General features: G+C 67.1%; 17 protein-coding genes. 7 read left to right on the forward strand and 10 right to left on the reverse strand.

Going from position 1 to position 19,080, the window contains the following annotated elements; translation table 11 throughout:
• The first annotated feature begins 172 nt into the window (after window positions 1–172).
• A complete protein-coding gene (gene pepN, locus ACW18B_RS17850) occupies window positions 173–2,764 on the forward strand; it encodes an aminopeptidase N (RefSeq protein ID WP_492048352.1) in 2,592 nt (863 codons plus the stop codon).
• A 257-nt stretch (window positions 2,765–3,021) separates the two neighbouring features.
• Window positions 3,022–5,481: a cell cycle histidine kinase PleC gene (gene pleC, locus ACW18B_RS17855; protein ID WP_492051774.1), complete on the forward strand. Its 2,460-nt coding sequence runs from the start codon at window positions 3,022–3,024 to the stop codon at window positions 5,479–5,481.
• On the opposite strand, the gene ACW18B_RS17860 is transcribed toward pleC, so the two are convergent.
• Genes ACW18B_RS17860 through ACW18B_RS17870 form a run of 3 tightly spaced genes read right to left on the reverse strand, consistent with a single transcriptional unit; the run spans window position 5,482 to window position 7,573 of the window.
• The gene (locus ACW18B_RS17860) at window positions 5,482–5,928 is read right to left on the reverse strand and encodes an NUDIX domain-containing protein (protein ID WP_492048353.1); all 447 of its coding nucleotides are present in this window, start codon (window positions 5,926–5,928) and stop codon (window positions 5,482–5,484) included.
• Window positions 5,929–5,932: 4 nt separating this feature from the next.
• Window positions 5,933–6,964 (reverse strand): phospholipase C/P1 nuclease family protein, encoded by a 1,032-nt coding sequence (locus ACW18B_RS17865; RefSeq protein WP_492048354.1) that lies wholly within the window; start codon window positions 6,962–6,964, stop codon window positions 5,933–5,935.
• Between the two features lie 24 nt (window positions 6,965–6,988).
• On the reverse strand, window positions 6,989–7,573 hold the full coding sequence (locus tag ACW18B_RS17870; RefSeq protein WP_492048355.1) for a glutathione S-transferase family protein: 585 nt from the start codon (window positions 7,571–7,573) through the stop codon (window positions 6,989–6,991).
• Between the two features lie 86 nt (window positions 7,574–7,659).
• Between ACW18B_RS17870 and ACW18B_RS17875 the strand changes: the two genes are divergently transcribed.
• The 3 genes from ACW18B_RS17875 to ACW18B_RS17885 all read left to right on the forward strand — a co-directional run bounded on the left by ACW18B_RS17875 (window position 7,660) and on the right by ACW18B_RS17885 (window position 9,872).
• Window positions 7,660–8,157: a 3D domain-containing protein gene (locus ACW18B_RS17875; RefSeq protein WP_492048356.1), complete on the forward strand. Its 498-nt coding sequence runs from the start codon at window positions 7,660–7,662 to the stop codon at window positions 8,155–8,157.
• A gap of 204 nt (window positions 8,158–8,361) precedes the next feature.
• Window positions 8,362–9,417 (forward strand): acyltransferase family protein, encoded by a 1,056-nt coding sequence (locus ACW18B_RS17880; protein ID WP_492048357.1) that lies wholly within the window; start codon window positions 8,362–8,364, stop codon window positions 9,415–9,417.
• 56 nt (window positions 9,418–9,473) lie between these two features.
• A complete protein-coding gene (locus ACW18B_RS17885; RefSeq protein WP_492048358.1) occupies window positions 9,474–9,872 on the forward strand; it encodes a host attachment family protein in 399 nt (132 codons plus the stop codon).
• A gap of 47 nt (window positions 9,873–9,919) precedes the next feature.
• Here the strand turns inward: ACW18B_RS17885 and cckA are convergent, their stop codons facing one another.
• The 4 genes from cckA to fliQ form a co-directional block, all read right to left on the reverse strand.
• The gene (gene cckA / locus ACW18B_RS17890) at window positions 9,920–12,004 is read right to left on the reverse strand and encodes a cell cycle histidine kinase CckA (protein WP_492048359.1); all 2,085 of its coding nucleotides are present in this window, start codon (window positions 12,002–12,004) and stop codon (window positions 9,920–9,922) included.
• A 107-nt stretch (window positions 12,005–12,111) separates the two neighbouring features.
• Window positions 12,112–13,197 carry a flagellar biosynthesis protein FlhB gene (gene flhB / locus ACW18B_RS17895; protein WP_492048360.1) on the reverse strand — a complete coding sequence of 362 codons (1,086 nt, stop codon included), beginning with the start codon at window positions 13,195–13,197 and terminating at the stop codon, window positions 12,112–12,114.
• A 9-nt stretch (window positions 13,198–13,206) separates the two neighbouring features.
• The gene (gene fliR / locus ACW18B_RS17900) at window positions 13,207–13,962 is read right to left on the reverse strand and encodes a flagellar biosynthetic protein FliR (protein WP_492048361.1); all 756 of its coding nucleotides are present in this window, start codon (window positions 13,960–13,962) and stop codon (window positions 13,207–13,209) included.
• A 16-nt stretch (window positions 13,963–13,978) separates the two neighbouring features.
• Window positions 13,979–14,242 carry a flagellar biosynthesis protein FliQ gene (gene fliQ, locus ACW18B_RS17905; protein ID WP_492048362.1) on the reverse strand — a complete coding sequence of 88 codons (264 nt, stop codon included), beginning with the start codon at window positions 14,240–14,242 and terminating at the stop codon, window positions 13,979–13,981.
• A gap of 238 nt (window positions 14,243–14,480) precedes the next feature.
• Here fliQ and ACW18B_RS17910 point away from each other — a divergent pair, with 238 nt between their 5' ends.
• Window positions 14,481–15,503 carry an IS110 family RNA-guided transposase gene (locus tag ACW18B_RS17910; protein ID WP_492048363.1) on the forward strand — a complete coding sequence of 341 codons (1,023 nt, stop codon included), beginning with the start codon at window positions 14,481–14,483 and terminating at the stop codon, window positions 15,501–15,503.
• 455 nt (window positions 15,504–15,958) lie between these two features.
• On the opposite strand, the gene ACW18B_RS17915 is transcribed toward ACW18B_RS17910, so the two are convergent.
• Together ACW18B_RS17915 and ACW18B_RS17920 are read right to left on the reverse strand one after the other, a co-directional pair.
• Window positions 15,959–16,258, reverse strand: a complete 300-nt coding sequence (locus ACW18B_RS17915) for a TonB family protein (RefSeq protein ID WP_492048364.1) — start codon at window positions 16,256–16,258, stop codon at window positions 15,959–15,961.
• Between the two features lie 100 nt (window positions 16,259–16,358).
• Window positions 16,359–17,735, reverse strand: a complete 1,377-nt coding sequence (locus ACW18B_RS17920; protein ID WP_492048365.1) for a hypothetical protein — start codon at window positions 17,733–17,735, stop codon at window positions 16,359–16,361.
• Between the two features lie 414 nt (window positions 17,736–18,149).
• Here ACW18B_RS17920 and ACW18B_RS17925 point away from each other — a divergent pair, with 414 nt between their 5' ends.
• A complete protein-coding gene (locus ACW18B_RS17925) occupies window positions 18,150–18,626 on the forward strand; it encodes a ribonuclease H (protein ID WP_492048366.1) in 477 nt (158 codons plus the stop codon).
• A gap of 11 nt (window positions 18,627–18,637) precedes the next feature.
• On the opposite strand, the gene ACW18B_RS17930 is transcribed toward ACW18B_RS17925, so the two are convergent.
• Window positions 18,638–19,030: a methylglyoxal synthase gene (locus ACW18B_RS17930; RefSeq protein ID WP_492048367.1), complete on the reverse strand. Its 393-nt coding sequence runs from the start codon at window positions 19,028–19,030 to the stop codon at window positions 18,638–18,640.
• Window positions 19,031–19,080: the final 50 nt, after the last annotated feature.

Consider the following 19,080-nt stretch of genomic DNA (forward strand, 5'->3'; position numbering starts at 1 on the left):
CCTTCTTTCGAACTGGACGCTGCATTTGGGGGCGTCCGAGAGGGGAATTGCGCCTAGTCGCCTCTGCGATCCTTGATCCGGAACAAATCCCTACGGAATTTAGGGCTTCTGGCCGTACGCATATTACTTAAGGGCCCTCGCCCAGACCGTGCCCGCCGACTACATTGCCGACATGCGCACAGACACTCCCCAGGCCATCCGCCTCGTCGACTACCGCCCCTTCCCGTTCGACATCGAGACCACCGACCTGGTCTTCGATCTGCAGCCCGAGGCGACGCGGGTGCGCGCCACGCTGAAGATCAAGCGAACCGGCGCGGCGGGCGAGCCCCTGGTCCTGAACGGCGAGCGGCTGAAGCTGATCTCGGTCGCTATCGACGGCCAGAACAGGAGCGCCAATCAATACGCCCTCGACGCCGAGGGCCTGACCCTGCACGACGTGCCCGACGCCTTCGTGCTGACCACCGAGGTTGAGATCAATCCGGCCGCCAACAAGGCTTTGATGGGCCTCTACATGTCCGGCGGCCGCTTCTGCACCCAGTGCGAGGCCGAAGGCTTCCGCACCATCACCTTCTTCCCCGACCGCCCAGACGTCTTGAGCCGCTACACGGCGCGGATCGAAGCCGACGCCGGGTTCCAGCATCTGCTGAGCAACGGCAATCTGATCGACAGGGGACAACTGGACGGCAATCGCCACTTCGCCGTCTGGAACGACCCCTTCCCCAAGCCCGCCTATCTGTTCGCCCTGGTGGCGGGCGAACTGGACGTGCTGGAGGACAGCTTTGTCACCATGACCGGCCGGACCGTCGCCCTGAAGGTGTTCGTCGATCCCGGCCAGGCCCCGCGCGGCGCCTACGCCATGGATAGCCTGAAGCGTTCGATGAAGTGGGACGAGGACGCGTTTGGGCGCGAATACGACCTGGACCTGTTCATGATCGTGGCCGTGCGCGACTTCAATTTCGGGGCAATGGAGAACAAGGGGCTGAACATCTTCAACAGCTCCCTGCTGCTGGCCGATCCCCAAACCGCGACAGACATGGACTATGAGCGCATCGAGGCGGTCGTGGCCCATGAGTACTTCCACAACTGGACCGGCAACCGCATCACCTGCCGCGACTGGTTCCAGCTGTGCCTGAAGGAGGGCTTCACGGTCTTCCGCGACCAGAGTTTCAGCGCCGATCAGCGCGGCGCGGCCGTGCAGCGGATCAAGGACGTTCGCGCCCTGCGCGCCCGGCAGTTCGCCGAGGACGCCGGCCCCCTGGCCCACCCCGTGCGGCCGTCCAGCTATATGAAGATCGACAACTTCTACACCGCGACGATCTACGAAAAGGGCGCGGAGATCATCCGCATGCTCAAGACCCTGCTGGGCGCCGAGGCGTTCCGGAAGGGCGCGGACCTCTATTTCGAGCGCCATGACGGCGAAGCGACCACGGTAGAAGCCTTCATCGCCTGTTTCGCCGACGCCTCTGGTCAGGACCTGACCGACTTCTTCGCCTGGTACGAACAGGCCGGCACCCCGGCGGTGTCGCTGACCAGCGCCTATGACGAGACGGCGAGGACGCTGGAACTCACCCTGACCCAGGCCACGGCCCCGACGCCCGGCCAACCGACCAAGCATCCCCTGCCCATCCCGGTGACCATCGGCCTGCTCGACGCCGAGGGCGCGCCGCTGCGCGACAGTGAGGTCGTGGTTCTCGACGGTCCCAGCAAGACCGTGCGCTGGAGCGGCGTGGCGCAGGCCCCGGTGATCTCGGCCCTGCGCGGCTTCTCCGCGCCGGTGAACCTGACCACGGACGCGCGGCCGGCGGATCGCTACACCCTGTTCGCCGCCGACCCCGACCTGTTCAACCGCTGGGAAGCTGGCCAGACCCTGGCGCGCGACCTGATCCTCAGCCGCGCCGCCGGGACCCCCGACGAGGTCGGCGAGGAGCGCTTTGCCGAGGCCCTGGGTAGGGCGCTGACGGACGAAGCCTCCGAGCCGGCCTTCCGGGCCCTGCTGATGGCCCTGCCCAGCGAGCCGGACCTGTCACTGGCCATGGAGCCCGCCGATCCGGCGGCGATCCACGCCGCCCGCAACGCCCTGCGCGGTCGCATCGCGGTGCATCTGGGCGACCTGCTGCGCGGCCTACACGGTGCGCTGCAAAGCGCCGGCGAGTTCTCGGCCAGCGCCGGCGCGGCCGGCAAACGCGCCCTGCGCAACGCCTGCGCCGACCTGCTGACCGCCGACCCGCACGCGGTCAATGTCGAGCGCATCGTCGGTCACTTCCAGGCCGCCGCCAACATGACCGACGCCATGGGCGCGCTGTCGGCCCTGGTGCAGATCGGCGGCGAGCCGCGCGACGCGGCGCTGGCGGCGTTCCACGCCCAGTGGCGCGACGAACCGCTGGTGCTGGACAAGTGGTTCGCCGTCCAGGCCCGCGATCCCTCGCCCAACGCCCTGGAGCGGATCATCGCCCTCACCCGTCACGCCGATTTCGACGCCTCAAACCCCAACCGCTTCCGGGCCCTGGTTTCGACCTTCGCCAACTTCAATCCGGCGCGGTTCCACGATCCCAGCGGCGCGGGCTATCGCTTCCTGGCCGAAAAGATCCTGGCCGTGGACGCCTATAACCCGATGACGGCCGCCCGCCTGGTCGAGGCCCTGGGCAGCTGGCGCCGCTATGATCCGGCCCTGGGCGCCCAGATGCGCGAGGCGCTGAAAGGCGTCGCCGCCCATCCGGGACTGTCCAAGAACGTGCTCGAACTGGCGACCAAGGCGCTGGATTGACGCTGATCGCCGCCTCTTAGGCCCCGCTGCGGCGACGCTCTTGCGACCAATGGGCTCATCGCCCGCCAAATTGATCGATCGTCCGTGACGCACCCCTTGGCGGTGCGATAGATTCAGGACGTGGCGAAGTGACTCGCCGAGGACATGACGCCAGCCCGGGGGCTGGCCCTAGGGGAGCCGCGCGTTTGCGAGTTGGGGCTGCGAGACCCGGGAGGCCGGCTGAAGCCGGGTCTTCCGTGGCGGGCGCCGTGCGGTCGATGACCGTGCGAGCGCCATCGCAGGCCTATGTCCGCATCGCTATTCTCGCCGCCCTCCTGCTGCTGGCCGTCTACACGGCATTCGGCGTCAAGCGGCTGCAGCAGGAGGCCGAGATGGCCCCCGGCGGCGCGCCGCTAGCCGCCGAGGCCAGTCTGGTCGCCAGCCGCATAGAGGCCAATCTGGCCGCCCAGCGCGCCGGTCTTTCCGCCGCCTCCGACATTCTCCAGCGTGATCCCGCCGCCACCATGGACGCCGCCGAGATCGCGCTGCGCGCCAGCGGCGGCGAGGCCATAGCGGTCGCGGTCGCCTCGCCCACCGGCGTGCTTGCCGTCGCCGGACGCGACCCGACCGCCGACTGGAAGGCCGCCGCCCGGGCGGCGGCTGGCTCGGGACGGTCTTTATGGGTTGGCGCGGTGGGTGACACCGGCCGCCTCTATGTCGCCGCCGCTTCGGCCGGGCGCGGTTTCATCATCGCCAGCGGCGACCCCTCCCGCCTGCTCAGCGATCCCGGCAAGAACGGCGCCCGCGCCATCGCCCTGCCTGACGGTCGGCTGATCGCCGTGCAGGGCCGCAGCGCCCAGGGCATGACCACCTTCCGCGAGGCTTTCGCCCTGTCGATGGAGGACGTCGGCGGCCAGACCGCGGCCCTGAGGGGACAAGCGCCCAACGGGACCGTACTGGACGTCGCTGTCGAACCTCTCGCAGACGGCGCTTTGCTGGCCGTGGCCGGCGCGCCGTCGCGCACGGTCGCCAATGTGGACCGCGAAGTCATGGCCGGCGCCCTGAACCTGCTGGCCCCTCTGGGCGTCGGCATCGCCCTGGCCCTGTTGCTGATGCTGCAGAGCCGCAAGGCCGAGGTCGCCCATCGCGAATTCGTCGACAGCGAGCAACGCTTCCGCCTCGCCGTCGAAGCCGCCCGCTGCGGCATCTGGGAATGGGACCTGCGCGGCGATCAGGTATTCGTCTCGGACGTCACCGGCGCGATGTTCGGTTGGGGCGGCGGCGGCGTGGTGTCCGGGCAGGAACTGCTGGATCGCATTTCGATCGACCACCGCGAGCGCGTTCGTCAGGCCCTGGCCAACGCCGCCATGTACGGCGCCTTCGACGTCTCGTTCCGCGTCCCCGCCACCCAGCAGGGCGGTCGTTCGATCTGGATCGACGCCCGCGGCCAGGGCTTCGGCAAGCCCGGTCAGGACGGCTATGTCCGCATCATCGGCGTGGCCCTTGACGTGACGGAGGAGCGTCTGGCCCAGGCCCGCGCCCAGGCCGCCGAAAACCGCCTGCGCGACGCCATCGAAAGCGTCTCGGAAGCCTTCGTGCTGTGGGACCGCCAGGGCCGGTTGCTGATGTGCAACCGCAACTATCGCAGCGTCTTCAATCTGGAGCCCAAGCTGCTGAAGCCGGGCGCGCCGCGCGCCGAGGTCAACCGCTTCGCGGCCCTGGCTATCAAGCAGGACCATCCGGGTCCCGACGGCGCCAAGGGCGTTCGCGAGGCCGAGCTGAATGACGGCCGCTGGATCCAGATCAGCGAACGCCGCACCGCCGAAGGCGGCCTGGTGATGACCGCCGCCGACATCACCGCCATCAAGAACCAGGAAGAAGCCCGGCGCCTCAACGAGGAACAGCTGCAAAACGCCGTCAATGGTCTGGAGCGCAGCCAGGAGCAGCTGGCCGAACTGGCCCGCAAGTACGAGACCGAGAAGGTCAAGGCCGAGGGCGCCAACAAGGCCAAGAGCGAGTTCCTGGCCAATATGTCCCACGAGCTGCGGACGCCGCTGAACGCCATCAACGGCTTCTCCGAGATCATGATGAACGAGATGTTCGGCCAGCTGGGCGACCCGCGCTACAAGGGCTACAGCCTCGACATCCACAACAGCGGCCAGCACCTCTTGGCCCTGATCAACGACATCCTCGACATGTCGAAGATCGAGGCCGGCAAGATGAACCTGAAGTTCGAGCCGCTGGCGCTGGAAGACGTCGCCGAGGACGCGGTGCGCCTGGTCCGCAACCGCGCCGAGGCCGCGGGTCTGAAGCTGGTCATCGACTTCCCGCAGTTGCCCGAGATCGAGGCCGACTATCGCGCCGTCAAGCAGGTGCTGCTGAACCTGCTCTCCAACGCCATCAAGTTCACCCCGCGAGCCGGCAGCATCACGATCCGCGCCGAGACGCGCCGCGATCCGCTGGGCGAACGGGTGCGGGTCTCGGTCACCGATACGGGCATCGGCATCGCCAAGGAAGACCTCGCCCGACTGGCCAGGCCGTTCGAGCAAGTGGAAAGCCAGCTTTCGAAGACCACCCAGGGCACGGGCCTGGGCCTGGCCCTGACCAAGTCATTGATCGAGATGCACGACGGCACGCTGGACATGATCAGCACCCCGGGCGAAGGCACCACGGTCAGCTTCGTCCTGCCGATCCATCAGAGCCAGAACCACTCGGCCCGCGACTTCGCAGCCGCCTGATCAGCCTCGACGCATCCAGGCCGCGACCGCCCAGGCATGGGCGTCGTGGCGCAGGGCGACCACCGCGTCGCGCGGATCCAGCCAGACCAGCTTATGGTCGTCCTCGACCTTCAGCGCCGGATCCTCGCCGACCTTCCGCGCCGCATGCACACCGCCGTAGTTGCGGACCGGCTGGCCGTCGGACTTCAGGAAATACTGCGAGACCGCGACGATCAGACGATCGACCTCGACAACAAGGCCCGTCTCCTCGCCGAACTCGCGAACGACGGCCTGCGGTTCGGTCTCAACGCCGTCAACGGCGCCGCCCGGCAGATCGAAATAGGGCGGCTTGCCAGGCTTGCTGACACGCACCAGGGCGATCTCGCCCCGGTCGTTCTCAACGACGCCGAAAGCGGCCGGGCGATTGAAATAGTCCAGCCCCGCGACCGGCTGGCCGAACGACAGCAAGCCTTCAGTCCTTGCCGTACAGATCGAGCCAGGGATCGGCCTTGCCGGTCTCGACCTCTTCAACGCTGATCTCGGGGCGATAGCCGATCGTGCCCTTGGCGCTGGCCCTCCAGGCGTCGACCACCAGGTCGCGCAGGGCCGCGGCGCCGGCCGCCAGTCGCGCCTGGGCGAAGGCCTTGCCGCGGGGATCCGTCTCGGTCAGGCCGCCCGCCTTCTCCAGCGCATAGAGCGGCTCGGTCTGCTTCCAGGTCGTGGTCAGATAGCCGACGACGCGGGTTTCCACCGAACAGGCGCAGTCGGCATAGGCCGGGATCAGCGCCTTGACCTCAGCTTCGTCGCCGACGGCCTTGGCCAGGGGCCCCTCGAAGTTGAAGTGGGTCGAACGGGACTGGGTGTAGCCATTGGGATTGGGGTAGTCGCCCCAGCCATTATAGTGGACCGACAGGTGCATCGGCTGGCTGCCGTCGCCGACATAGTGGGCCCAGACGCCCAGATCGCGGATCAGCAGGTCCTCGCGGCGCTTCAGATCGGCGGCGTAGTAGGCCTTCCTGGTGGCGTCGGTTTCGCGCTTTTCGGCGACCACCAGGATGCGCCAATAGGTGAAGTCCTTCACCAGCTGCTGATAACCGTCGATCATCGCATAGGGCAGATAGCCGGCTTTCCAGCTGTCGGTTCCGGCGGCCCGCAGTGCGGTCTCATAGTCGGCTCGGGTCGGCGGCAGGTCGGCCACCGTGAACATCGGCCCGCCGTACATGCGGCCCTGGTCGTCGATATCCAGGAAGTGGGCAGAATCCCGATCGGTGTCATGCAGCTTGCCCGAACCCTTCGAGCGGTCCGGCTCGCGGGCATATTCGCCGATGGTCGCCACGGCGGTCGGGGTGCGCAGGAAGGCGGGGACATCGGACGGCAGACTCTGCGCGGCCAGCACGCCGACCAGGCGGTGGCCGGAAGCCCCCCAGGCCAGGGCTGAATTGGTCGGCGCGGCCAGGGCCGCGGCGACGACGAGAACCTTGAGGCTGGACGACAGACGCGACATGGAAGCTCCGACAAACAAGAAAAGCTAGAGGCCGAGCGCCGCTTCGACTCTGCCGACCCAGGCCTGCACAGCCGGATACACAGACAGATCGAAACCACCCTCGTGGGCGACCCGGGTGTAGGCCACCAGAGCGATGTCCGCCAGAGTGAGCTGCGCGCCGACCAGATAGGACGTCTGTTTCAGTTGTGTTTCCAGGCGCGCCAGAGCCGCTGCGCCGCGCTCGACCAACTTGGCGTCGAGCGCCGACTCGGGCTTGCCGAGATAGAGCATCTGGAAACGGGCCACGGCGACATAGGGCTCGTGGCTGTACTGCTCCCAAAACAGCCATTCAAACATCCTGGCGCGATCATAGGCGTCCGCAGGGATCAAAGCCGAGCCTTCGGCCAGATGCAGCATGATGGCGTTGGACTGGGCCAGGGCCCGGCCGTCCGCGAGGATCACGACCGGAACCTGCCCCGCCGGATTGAGGACCAGGAATTCGGCCGTTCGCGACTCGGCTTTCAGGACATCGGTTTCGACCCAGTCGAACGCCAGGCCCATCTGCTGCGCGACCCATTTCACCTTCAGGCAATTGCCCGATTTCATGTCGCCGTAGATCCGCAACGCCATCGCCGCCTCCAAAGGGTTGTCACGCGCCCGTGATCGGACTATCCAACAGATCGACCGACAGATACGCCGATAAGAGGATTCCCTCGATGCGTCGCACGCTCGCCGGAATTTTGGCCGTCCTGGCCATGTCCACCGCCCTCCCCGCCTTCGCCGCCGCCTCGGACTCCGCCTCGACGGCTGATCCGCTGGGCGACCTGATCACGGGCGCGCTCACGGGGACCATTCCCGGCTCGCTGGAATGGAAGATGAAGGCCACCCTCTATCACGCCGGGGCCAAGGGCATTCGTGGGCTGGACTCCCTGGGCTGCAAGGTGGTGGCGATGCGCACCGTCGCGGTCGACAAGAGCGTGATCCCGCGCCGCACCGTGCTGTTCATCAAGGAAACCGTCGGCCTGCCGATGCCCGATGGCGGCGTCCATGACGGGTACTGGTACGCCTCCGACATCGGCGGCGCGATCAAGGGTCTGAAGCTGGACCTGTTCAGCGGTTCGGGCCGCGCCTCGATGGCGCCGCTCATGAAGCTGAACCTGGCGACCCTTTCGGTCAGCAAGGTCGGCGAGTTCAAGGGCTGCCCGCCGGAATAGCCGCGCCGACGGCATAAAATTACCTTTGGCTGAGTTGATGCGACCTAAAGTTTAGCCTACGCTTTTCGGTCTGTATTGGCCGGCGGGTTGGGTATGAGTGGCGTTAGTGCGGTAAGCGGAACGTTCGATACGCCGCTCCTCGACGTTTCCCCTGCCCCGGCGATCAGGGCCTCCGGCTCAGAGGTCGGCGGTCGATTTGAAGGGTTGGACGCGCTGCGCGGCGCCGCCGCCGTCTGCATCGTCATCTATCATACCGTGTTGCTCAACGCGCTGGCCCTGCCGGCCTGGAGCACCGAGGTCGTCTACCGCCTGGGCCTGGCGGTGCCGCTGTTCTACATGCTGTCGGCCTTCTCGCTCAGCATCGGCTATTACGGAAAGCTCAAGACCCGGACGGCTCTGAAGCAATACGGCATGCGGCGGTTCCTGCGCATCGCGCCGCTGTTCTATGCGCTGCTGCCCGTCTGGCTGACGGTGATGTGGGTCAAGTTCGATCAGGCGCCGAGCTTCTTCGCGATCCTCGCCAATATCACCTTCCTGTTCGGCTTCGTGCCCGGCCTGCATGAGAGCATCGCCTGGGCCGGCTGGTCGATCGGCGTCGAGATGATCTTCTACGCCCTGCTGCCGCTGATCTTCCTGGCCGCTCGGGACTGGCGCTCCAGCCTGGCCCTGTATGCGGCCTCGATCGTGGTGGCGATCCTGTTCCAGAGGGCGATCGGCCACGCCACCTCGTACGCCTATATGAACATCATCACCCAGCTGCCGCATTTCATGACCGGGCTGGTGGCGTTCCACATCTACCGCAGCGGCATACTGTCCAAGCTGAGGGACGCGCACTACGTCCTGCTGGCCACCGGCCTGGCCATCTGGCCGCTGATGGCGGTGCTGAAACTGGGCCACTTCACCGTCTGGGGCGTGGATGTCGAGCAGTACGGCATCGGCCTGGCCTTTCCGTTCATCGTGCTGTCCCAGGTGCTGTCGCCGGACAAGGCCTTGGTCAACAGGTTCAGCGTGTTCCTGGGTCAGCGCAGCTTCGGGATCTATCTGCTGCATCCGCTGGCGATCCTGCTGGCCATGCCGCTGGTGCAGTCCGCCAACGCCGCCTATGGCGCGAAGATCGCCGCGCCGGAGGGGTTCCTGGTGGTGATGCTGCTGGTCACGGCGGCGGCCTCGATCTCTTACCGGCTGATCGAAACGCCGTGCATGAATCTGGGCCGAAAGCCCTCGCAACCCGCGCCGTCGCTGACGGTCGCCAGCTTCTAGGGCAACTCCCCCGGTTCCCGCCCGTTAGCGTGCCTCACAGTAAGAGGATACGCGACATGATACTTCCCAAGGGCGCTACGGTCGCTGTTGTCGACGGCGAAAAGCTGGTGATGTTCAAGAACACCGGCGATCACGAGCCGCAACTGTCCGCCATGACGGCGCCCGACATCGAGGCCGGCGCCGCCAGCGCAAACGGCCACCCGTCAAGCGCCGCCAATCCCGATGACAGCACGAAGGCGGAAGACGGCTATGCCGCCGGCGTGGCGACGATGCTCAACGCCCAGGCCCTGTCGGGCGACTTCGACCATCTGCTGGTTATCGCCGCCCCCAAGACGCTGGGCGAGCTGCGCAAGCATTGGGGCAAGCCGCTCCAGGCCAAGCTGGTCGGCGAAATCGCCAAGGACCTGACCGGCCATACGAAGGATCAGATCGTCACGGCGATCAACCACGCCTGAACGCGGGGGCGGGGGCTGAGCGCCCCCGCTTCACCTCTCGCCGGTCCCTAAGCCGCCTGCAGCTGCTGCTTGACGCGCTCGGCCAGGGTCTTGATGTCGATCGGCTTGGGCAGGAAGGTCACGCCGGTCTCGCCTTCCAGCAGGTCGCTGAACTCGGCCTCGGCATAGCCGCTGATGAACATCACCGGCGCATTGCCCAAATAGCCGCGCGCCTTCTTCAGCAAGGTCGGACCGTCGATGCCCGGCATGATCACGTCGCTGATCAGCAGGTCGATGGTGCCGGCGTGGGCCTCGGCGATCAGCAGCGCTTCCTCGCCGTCGCAGGCCTCCAGAACCTCATAGCCGCGCGCCCGCAGCAGACGGGCGGCGACGCCGCGCACGGCGTCCTCGTCCTCGACGAACAGGATGCGGCCGGCGCCGGACAGATCGCGCGGCGGGCGGGCCTTGGGCGGCGCGGCGGCGACGGCGGCGGCCTCGGCGATCGCGGCCTGGGTCTGCTCATGAACCGGCAGGAAGATGCGGAAGGCCGAGCCTTCGTCCGGCCGGCTGTGGACATGGATCCAGCCGTCGCTCTGCTTGACGATGCCGTACACCGTCGCCAGGCCCAGACCGGTGCCCTCGCCCACCGGCTTGGTGGTGAAGAACGGGTCGAAGATCTTGCCCATGACGTCGGGCGGGATGCCGGGGCCGTCGTCGCTGACCTCGATGAAGGCGGTGTCGCCGTCGGCGCCGGGGAAGCCCAGCGAGATCGCTTCTTCCTGGGTCAGGCGCGCCGTGCGGATACGAACCACGCCGCCGCCCTTGGCGGCGCGCACCGCGTCGCGGGCGTTGACGGCCAGGTTCATGACCGCCGTTTCCAGCTGGCTCTTGTCGGCCCGCACCTTGGGCAGGTCGCGGCCGTAGTCGGTGATCAGCTTGACGTCTTCACGCAGCAGGCGGCGCAGCAGCACCTCGAACTCGCTGATCAGCTCGCCCAGATCCAGCACCTCGCGCTGAACGGTCTGCTTGCGCGAGAAGGCCAGCAGCTTGCGCACCAGATCCGCGGCGCGGACGCCCGTCTGGCGGATCTCGTTGAGACCCTCATAGGACGGGTCGCCGACTGGGTGACGGTGCAGCAGCTCGTCCAGCCGCAGCTGGATAGCGGTCAGCAGGTTGTTGAAATCGTGAGCCACGCCGCCGGCCAACTGGCCGATCGCCTGCATCTTCTGGGCCTGGGCCAGCTGCAGCTCGATCTGCTTCTGCTCGGACACGTCGATCATGTAGGCGACCAGCCGCCCCTCGGCCCGGTAGAGATAGAGATGGGCGATGCGGGTGGGGTCGCGCGACAGACGCACCTCGAACGGTCCGGCCTTGCCGCCGGCCATCCGGGTCTCGGCCTCGGTGCGGGTGACCGGCTCGATCAGTTCGCCAAACAGCACGCCGGCCTTGGCGCTGGGCCCCGCCATCGCGGTCAAAGCCGGATTGGCTTCCAGAATACGGGAATTGAACGGGTCCAGCCCCTCCAGCAGGGCCGCGCCGAACGGCGAAGCGCCGGAGAAGGCGTCCAGCGAACCCGGCGGCGGCGCGGCGGCCTCGATCACCGGGGCGGACGGCAACTCTGCGGCGATCACCTCGGCCGCGACGGGCGGCGCCAGGCGCACCAGAAGGCGGCCTCCGGCCAGACGCGAGACCGTGGCGACACGGTCAGCGCCGTCGGCGCGCAACAGGCCCTCGGCCATCTCGCCCTTGCGGGCCCGCACCAGGGCGGCGAACAGGCCCGATCCCGACACGCCCTTGGGCAGGCGACGGGCCTCGCCCATCACCGCGCGCCAGGCGGCATTGGTCGCCAAAAGCCGACCGTCGGCGACCACCAGGGCCGTCGGCTCGCTCAGGGCGTCGATGAAGCCTTCCGCCGCGTCGTTGTCGCTTTCATGCTGGGCCGAGGCCCGAATGGCGACCAGACCCAGGATCGCGACGCCGGCGACGCCGCCCAGCAGCAGCAGTCCAGCCAGGGTGGCCGGCCCGGCGCGCAGGGCTGGAACCGCCGCCAGGCCCGCCGCGGCCACGAAAAATACCGCTGCGCCCCAGATATAGGGGTCGAAGCGACGGCGCGGGCCGGTTTCGGCGATGTCCTGGACGGGCGTTTGCGCCATGGACGAAGAAATTCCTTGTTTCAGCGATCAGGTCGCGACTCACCTGGAGCCGTGACGAGGATACTCTTTAATGGGAGGCGAGGAGCGCGCTTGTTTTATAATGGGTTTTAGAGCGGCCGAGCGCTAGCCTTTGGTTTTTTGCCGTTCATGATGAACCCGATGATCTTGGCCACCGCCTCGAAATGCTCGGCGGGGATTTCGTCATCAATCTCCACCGTGGCGTAGAGGGCGCGGGCCAGAGGCGGATCTTCCAGAACCGGCACGCCGTGCTCCTCGGCGATGGCGCGGATCTTCAGGGCCAGCTCGTCCATGCCTTTGGCCACGCACAGCGGCGCGGGGGTCTCACCGGCCTCATACTTCAGGGCCACGGCGTAGTGGGTCGGGTTCATGACCACCACCGTGGCCTTGGGCACGGCCTGGATCATGCGCTGACGCGAGCGCTGCATCTGGATCTGCCGGCGCTTGGCCTTGACGTGCGGGTCACCGTCCGACTGCTTGAACTCGTCCTTGACCTCCTGCAGCGTCATCCGCATGCGGGTCATGAACCGCTGACGCTGCCAGAACCAGTCAAAGCCGGCGGTGATGGCCAGAAGCAGAAGCACGGACATGAACAGTCTGGAGGCCAGCTTCATGGTCTCCGGCAGCAAGGCCCCCACCTCCATGCCGACCAGATTGATCACTTCGCCCGTATAGGGCTTGAGCACGTAGTAGGCGATGATCGCGGTGACGATGAACTTGGTCGCCGACTTGGCGAACTGCACCAGGCCATCGATGCCGAACAGTCGGCCGACCCCCTTGATCAGGTCCAGCTTCTTGAAGTCCGGCTTGATCTTCTCGGGGGTCAGCATGAAGCCCGTCTGGGCCACATGCGCGCTGGCGCCGAGGAAGGCGCTGGTCACCATCACCAGCACCACGGGCGGCAAGGCGGCCAGAATGGCCTGCCGCGCGATGACCACCGCGCCGCCGCTGGTCAGGTCGGTCTGGCCGGCATGGGCCAGGAAAGGCTGCAGCGCCGCCATCAGGTCGCGGGTCAGCCAGCCGCCGGCCAGCAGGATGACCGACACCGCGCCGGTCAGGGCGGCCAGTTGCGGGACGTCGGCGCTTTTGGCGGTGTCGCCCTTGGCCTTGGCGTCCGACAGCTTCTTGGCTGACGGTTCTTCTGTTTTCGAGTCGTTTTCGGTGTCTTCCGCCATGGCCCGCTCCTAGGTGAACACAGCCAGGAGGTCGCGATAGCGGTCGGTCCAGACCATGGCGATGCCGCCAAGGCTGAGGGCCAGCAAAGACAGGCCCAGGATCACGCTGAGCGGAGACGCCACGAAGAAGATCTGGAACGACGGCATCACCCGGCCCACCAGGCCGACGGCCAGGTTGAACACCAGCGAGAACACGATCACCGGCGCGGCCAGTTGCACGCCCAGTGAAAAGCTGTCGGCCACCGTTCGCACCGCCAGGGCGGCCGCATCATTGACCGGCACGGCTCGCGTGAACGGGAAAAGGTCGTACGACTTGACGATCGCTCCGATGAACAGGTGATGCATGTCGGTGGCCATGATCAGGGTCAGGCCCAGCATCGACAGGAAGGTCGACACCGCCGTACTGGACTGGCCCATCGACGGGTTGGTGCTCTGGGCGAACGACAGGGTGGTCTGCATCGAGACGATTTCACCGGCCGTCGACAGGGCGGTGAAGAACAGCTTCAGCACCGCGCCGATCATCAGACCGATCAGGATCTCGTGGATCACCTGCCCCCACAGGCCGCCCACCGTGGTGGGCACGCCGCCGACCGTTTTCTGGACCAGGGGCGCCAACAGCATGGCCATCAGCAGGGCGAAGGCCAGACGGATCCGCGGCGGCACGGAGTTGTCGCCGATACCCGGCATCAGCATGACCATGGCCCCGACCCGTGCGAAGACGAGGCCGCCGACATAGACCTGAGCGGCTGTCGCGTAGGAGTCCAAACGCCCCTCGCCTCCCCTACATGCCGGCGATGCGGGCGGCGATCTGGCGCATGAAGGCGGACATCAGCGCGCCCATCATCGGCAGAAAGATCAGCAGCGACACGAAGATCGCCACGATCTTGGGGGCATAGACCATGGTGGCTTCCTGGATCTGGGTCAGGGCCTGGAACAGGCCGATCGTGACACCGACCACGAGACCGACAATCAGGATCGGCGCGCACAGTTGAAGGGTCAGCCAGATCGCGTCGCGACCGACATCAAGAACTTCCGCGCCGGTCATCCAGAGGCCTCACTCACGCGCCCGAACCGGGCAGGGAATCGAGGGTTCAGGATGCGGCGAGTATGGTTAACAGGGCGTTAGGGGTTGGGGTGGCGGTCGGGTGGGCCGGGGCTTGGACCCGAGGGCGCGCAGCGAGATGAGACGCCCGGAAGCGGACTTCGCGAAGGTCAGTGAATGATGCTGTGGACGGCTCTCACCATCCACGGGAGCATAGCTGCTCCAGAATAGGAGGAGAGCCATGGGTCAGGTGATTACGATAGGTCTGGATCTCGCCAAGTCGGTGTTCCAGGTTCACGGGGTAGATGCGACCGGAGAGGTCGTGGTTCGGCGCCAGATCCGGCGCTCGCAGTTGCTGCCGTTCTTCGCCAAACAGCCGGGGTGCCTTGTCGGCATTGAGGCCTGCGCCTCGTCCCACCACTGGGCTCGCGAGCTGGTCGCGCTCGGCCACGAAGTGAAGCTGATGCCGGCGCAGTACGTGAAACCCTACGTCAAACGCAGCAAGAACGACGCGGCTGATGCGGAGGCAATCTGCGAGGCCGTGACCCGCCCGACGATGCGGTTCGTCGCGATCAAGACCCCCGACCAGCAGAGCGCGATGATGTTGCACCGGGTGCGGCTGATCCTCAGTCGCCAGCGCACCCAGCTTTCGAACGCGCTACGGGCTCACCTGGCTGAGTTCGGGATCGTCGCGCCGATTGGCCGTTTGGGGCTGGAGCAACTGCTCGAGGTCGTCGCCGACGCTGAAGATCACCGCCTGCCGACAGGCGCGCGTACCTCCCTGAAAATGCTCGTCGCTCAACTGACTGTCGTGAAGGCGCAGATCCTAGAGAACGATCGCAGGATCCTGGCCGATGCTCGAAGCACAGACCTCGGGCGAAGGCTGATGACGATCCCCGGCGTTGGCCCGCTGCTCGCCAGCGCCCTGGTCGCCACAGTCGCCGATCCAGGCATCTTCCGATCGGGCCGTGACCTGGCCGCCTGGATCGGCTTGGTCCCGCGACAGAGCTCTAGCGGCGGAAAGGAGCGATTGGGCTCGATCAGCAAGGCGGGCCATCGCTACCTGCGTCAGATGCTCGTCGTCGGCGCCATGTCGGTGATCCGCTACGCCAAGCAATCGGCGAGAGGGCGTCCCTGGCTGGAGCAGCTTCTGGCTCGGCGGAAGCCGAAGATCGCCGCTGTTGCGCTGGCCAATAAGACCGCCCGCACCGTCTGGGCCATGATGATGAACGGCGAGCGCTATCACGAGCCGCTCGCCGCTTAAGCTACGCGCGGCCGATCGCGCTCACGAAGTTGGAAAGGGCGAACTGGAGCTAATGCAGAAAGACGGTTGAAACCGCCGGATCGGGAGACCCCGCTTTACCACCCTGCACCTTGAGTGCGTGAGAATGGTTGGGGCCCGGCACGCGCGATCAAGGCATTATGGCCCGCGGCCCTTCAGCGCCGCATCGACAGGCCGAACACATGGCCGCACCGACCAGCCCTGCAGATAGCTCAAGAACATCCTTGCCGACAGGGAGCCGTCCACACAGGGTGGTGGGCGGTCGCCACACTGCGTCCTTCGAGGCTCGGCTACGCCTCGCACCTCAGGATGAGGAATTCAGTCGCCAAAAAACGCCTCATCCTGAGGCGCCCGCGCAGCGGGCCTCGAAGGACGCACGGCGTTGACAACCGACTAGGCTCGAAACCAGCCCAAATCTCACCCACCGAAAGCACGCCCTAGCGAATCCGGATGCGCACCGGCACCTGCATGAACGACCCGGCGCGGCTCTTGCCGTCGGGACCCAGCAGGTCGACCTTGAACTGCGAGGCCATCTTCAGGGCCATGTCGCCGACGCCCAGTTCCGGCGAGCTCTCGCCCTGGACGGTGCAGTCGGTCAGGCGACCGTCATTGGTCACCAGGCAGTTGAGGATCGCGACCGCTTCGTGGGGTTGCGAGGCCGGAATCAGCAGATCCGAAGGACTCTTGGTCGGCGCGATGTTGGACAGAGCGGCGGCGAGAACAAGCGAAGCAATCACGATTTCGTCCCTGATAGTCTTGGTCGATCCCGCCGCCCTCGCGACGCGTCGACCTTGTTTCGATGCGGCGGCCTGTCCGCCTCCAGTGTCCCGATAAGGGTCAGTGAGCGTGGGCCGCCTTCAACCGTTGCAGGCCCTGTGCCGCCAGGTCGGTCAGCGAGCGCAGGCCAAGCTCGGCGAACACGTCAAACGCGCAGGCCAGGGCCACGGCCGCCCGGTCCAGCCGGCCGTCATCGCGGCCGGTGATCTCGACCCGGGCTTCATACACCCGGGCCAGGTTCAGTTGCGCCACCGCCCAGGAGGCGGGATCGCGAGCGCCCGGCGTGGCGGCCAGTTCGGTCTTGAAGGCCATCTCGGCAGCGTCCAGCACCGCCAGATCCGCCGTCAGCTCGGCGCAGCGCGCCAGGCTGAGCGCCCGGTTATTGGCGACCACCGCGCGCAGGGCGAGGGCCGGCTGGACCTTCAGCACCTGGGTGGCGCGATCATAGCAGGTGACCGCCTGCTCGAAGGCGCGGTCGGAGGTCGTGGCCTCGCCGATGGCCTGCAGGCCGGCGCCCAGAGCGGCCTGGGCCCGGGCCCAGTCCATCGGGCTGTGATCCATCGACAGCGGTTCCAGCGCGGCGTTCAGCGCTTCAACACCGTCGGCGATGTGGGTCAGTTCGCCGTCCAGGTCGCCCAGTTGGACCAGCGCCGTTCCGCGCAGGCCTTCCAGCCGCGACCAGGCCAGGGGCTCGAAGTCGGGATCCAGGGCCGCGACGGCTGTGGTCGCCTCGGTGACCGCCAGATGGGTCAGGGCGCGATCCTTCAGACGCCCGCCGCAGGTCAGGATCAGTTCGATCCGCGCGGCGCGCTGTTCGGCCAGAAGCAGCCGGGCCGAACCGCCCTTGACCCGCTTGGCCTGGGCCAGGGCCCGCAGCGGGGCGTCATAGGCCTGGACCGCCGCCAGGGCGCGATCGACATTGTTCTCGGCCAGACCGGCGCGGCCGTCGAGGCCGGCCACCAGGGCCATGGCCAGGCCGCAGCGCTGGCTGGGCGCGGTCCGCGCCAGGGTCAGGGCCGCGCCCGCCGCGGCGTGAAGTCCCTCATCGCCAAACAGATCGGCGCCCAGGATGGCTAGCACCGCCTGCTCGCAGCGCGTCGAGGCCAGGGCGTCCAGGCGGCGCTCGCTTTCGAAGATCTTGCCGGCGGCCTCGGCGTGCGAGGCGGCCTTGCGCAGCGCGGCGGCGTCGCCGGACCGGCGGGCCAGTTCGCGCCAGACGACGGCGGCTTCCAGCAACCGGGCGCCGCGATCCCTGGCCCCGATGCGGCCGGCGGCGACATCGGCCGAGCGCGCCTCATTGGTCAGCAACCGAATGTCCAGAAGCTCCAGCAGCGACGTGTCGCCGCCGGTCAGGCCCTCACGATGGGAGGACGACTTGGCGTCCGCTCCGGCGTCAACACCGAAGAGACGTTTCAGATCACGACCGAACTCAAACATCGACGCGCATCTCCGCACACGGACCGTCCCAAGCCGGGACGTCCGGCAAGGTTTCAACGCATCAGAAGCAAAGCCGGAGCCAGAGCGATTAACAAGTGGTTAATACGTGTTTACGCGCCGTTAACCATAAATAGTTGCGCCGCCCCAAAAAAGCGCGCCCCGATCGACTGTTTTGGCGCCTTTTGGCCCAAACTGGCACAATTCTTGCCGGAGCGACCGGGCGCGGGCGGGCTGCTGACCGATGTTGTTAGAACATTGTTCACCAACGCAAAGATGACGTTAACCATCAAATTTAACGCTCCGTTTACTTTTCGTTCCACTCCCGCCCCTCCGGGAAACCAGGGAACCGGCCGTCTCCCCTGCCCTCGCCGGCAAAATGCGCTAGATATCGGCCAAAATATCGAGGGAGCGCCCATGTCCATCATCCTCTGGACCGCCAGTCTGTGTCGGCCTGATCCCGGCTATGGCGGCTATGCCTTCGTGCGACGGACCGGGGGCCAGACCGGCGCGGCGGCGATCGCCGGCGTCGCCGGCGGCGATCGCCGGACCAGCGCCGCCTGCATGGCCCTGACCGGATTGACCCAAGCCCTGGCCAGCCTGTCGGACACAGCCCCGGACACCCCCGTGACCCTGCACTTCGCCGTCCCTGAGCTGGCGGCTGAACTGGTCAGCGCCGACGGGGCCTATGCGACGCTGGAGCCCGACGCCTGGGCGGCGGCCCGCGCCGCCGTGGCCGCCCGTCCGGTGCTGAACCTGGTCCCGCTGGCGGCCGAGACGCCCGCCGCCGGCTTCCTGCTGGCCTGGGCTGATTTTGGCCGCGACACCGCCAAGACCCGCGGCGGCTTCAAGGCGGCGATCCCCAAGCCGAACCTGCTGAAGTTCCCCGGCTAGGTCCAGGAAGGCTAGACCAGCCCCGCGACGATCAGGTCCGCCGTCGCCGGATTGCAGGCGAAGGGGATGTCGGCCAGGGTCGCCATGCGGATCAGCGCCTTGATGTCGACATCGTGCGGCTGGGGCGACAGCGGGTCGACGAAGAAGATCAGCACGTCCAGCCGCCCTTCGGCGATCAAGGCGCCCAACTGCAGGTCGCCCCCCAGTGGGCCGCTTTTCAGGCGGGTGAGGTTCAGGTCCGGCAGGGCCTCGAGGATCCGTCCGCCCGTCGTGCCGGTGGTGAAGAGGGTCTTGTCGGCCAGGAACCTCGCATGGTTCAGGCACCAGGCGACCAGCGCCGCCTTGCGGTCGTCATGGGCGACGAGGCCGATCGTAAGGGGGCCGATCGTGAGGGGCGCGGTCATGGGCGGGTTCCGGGACGGAGAGGAGAACGCACTCATTTCGCGCCCGCGCG

Source organism: Caulobacter sp. FV2ps19 (assembly GCF_058681035.1).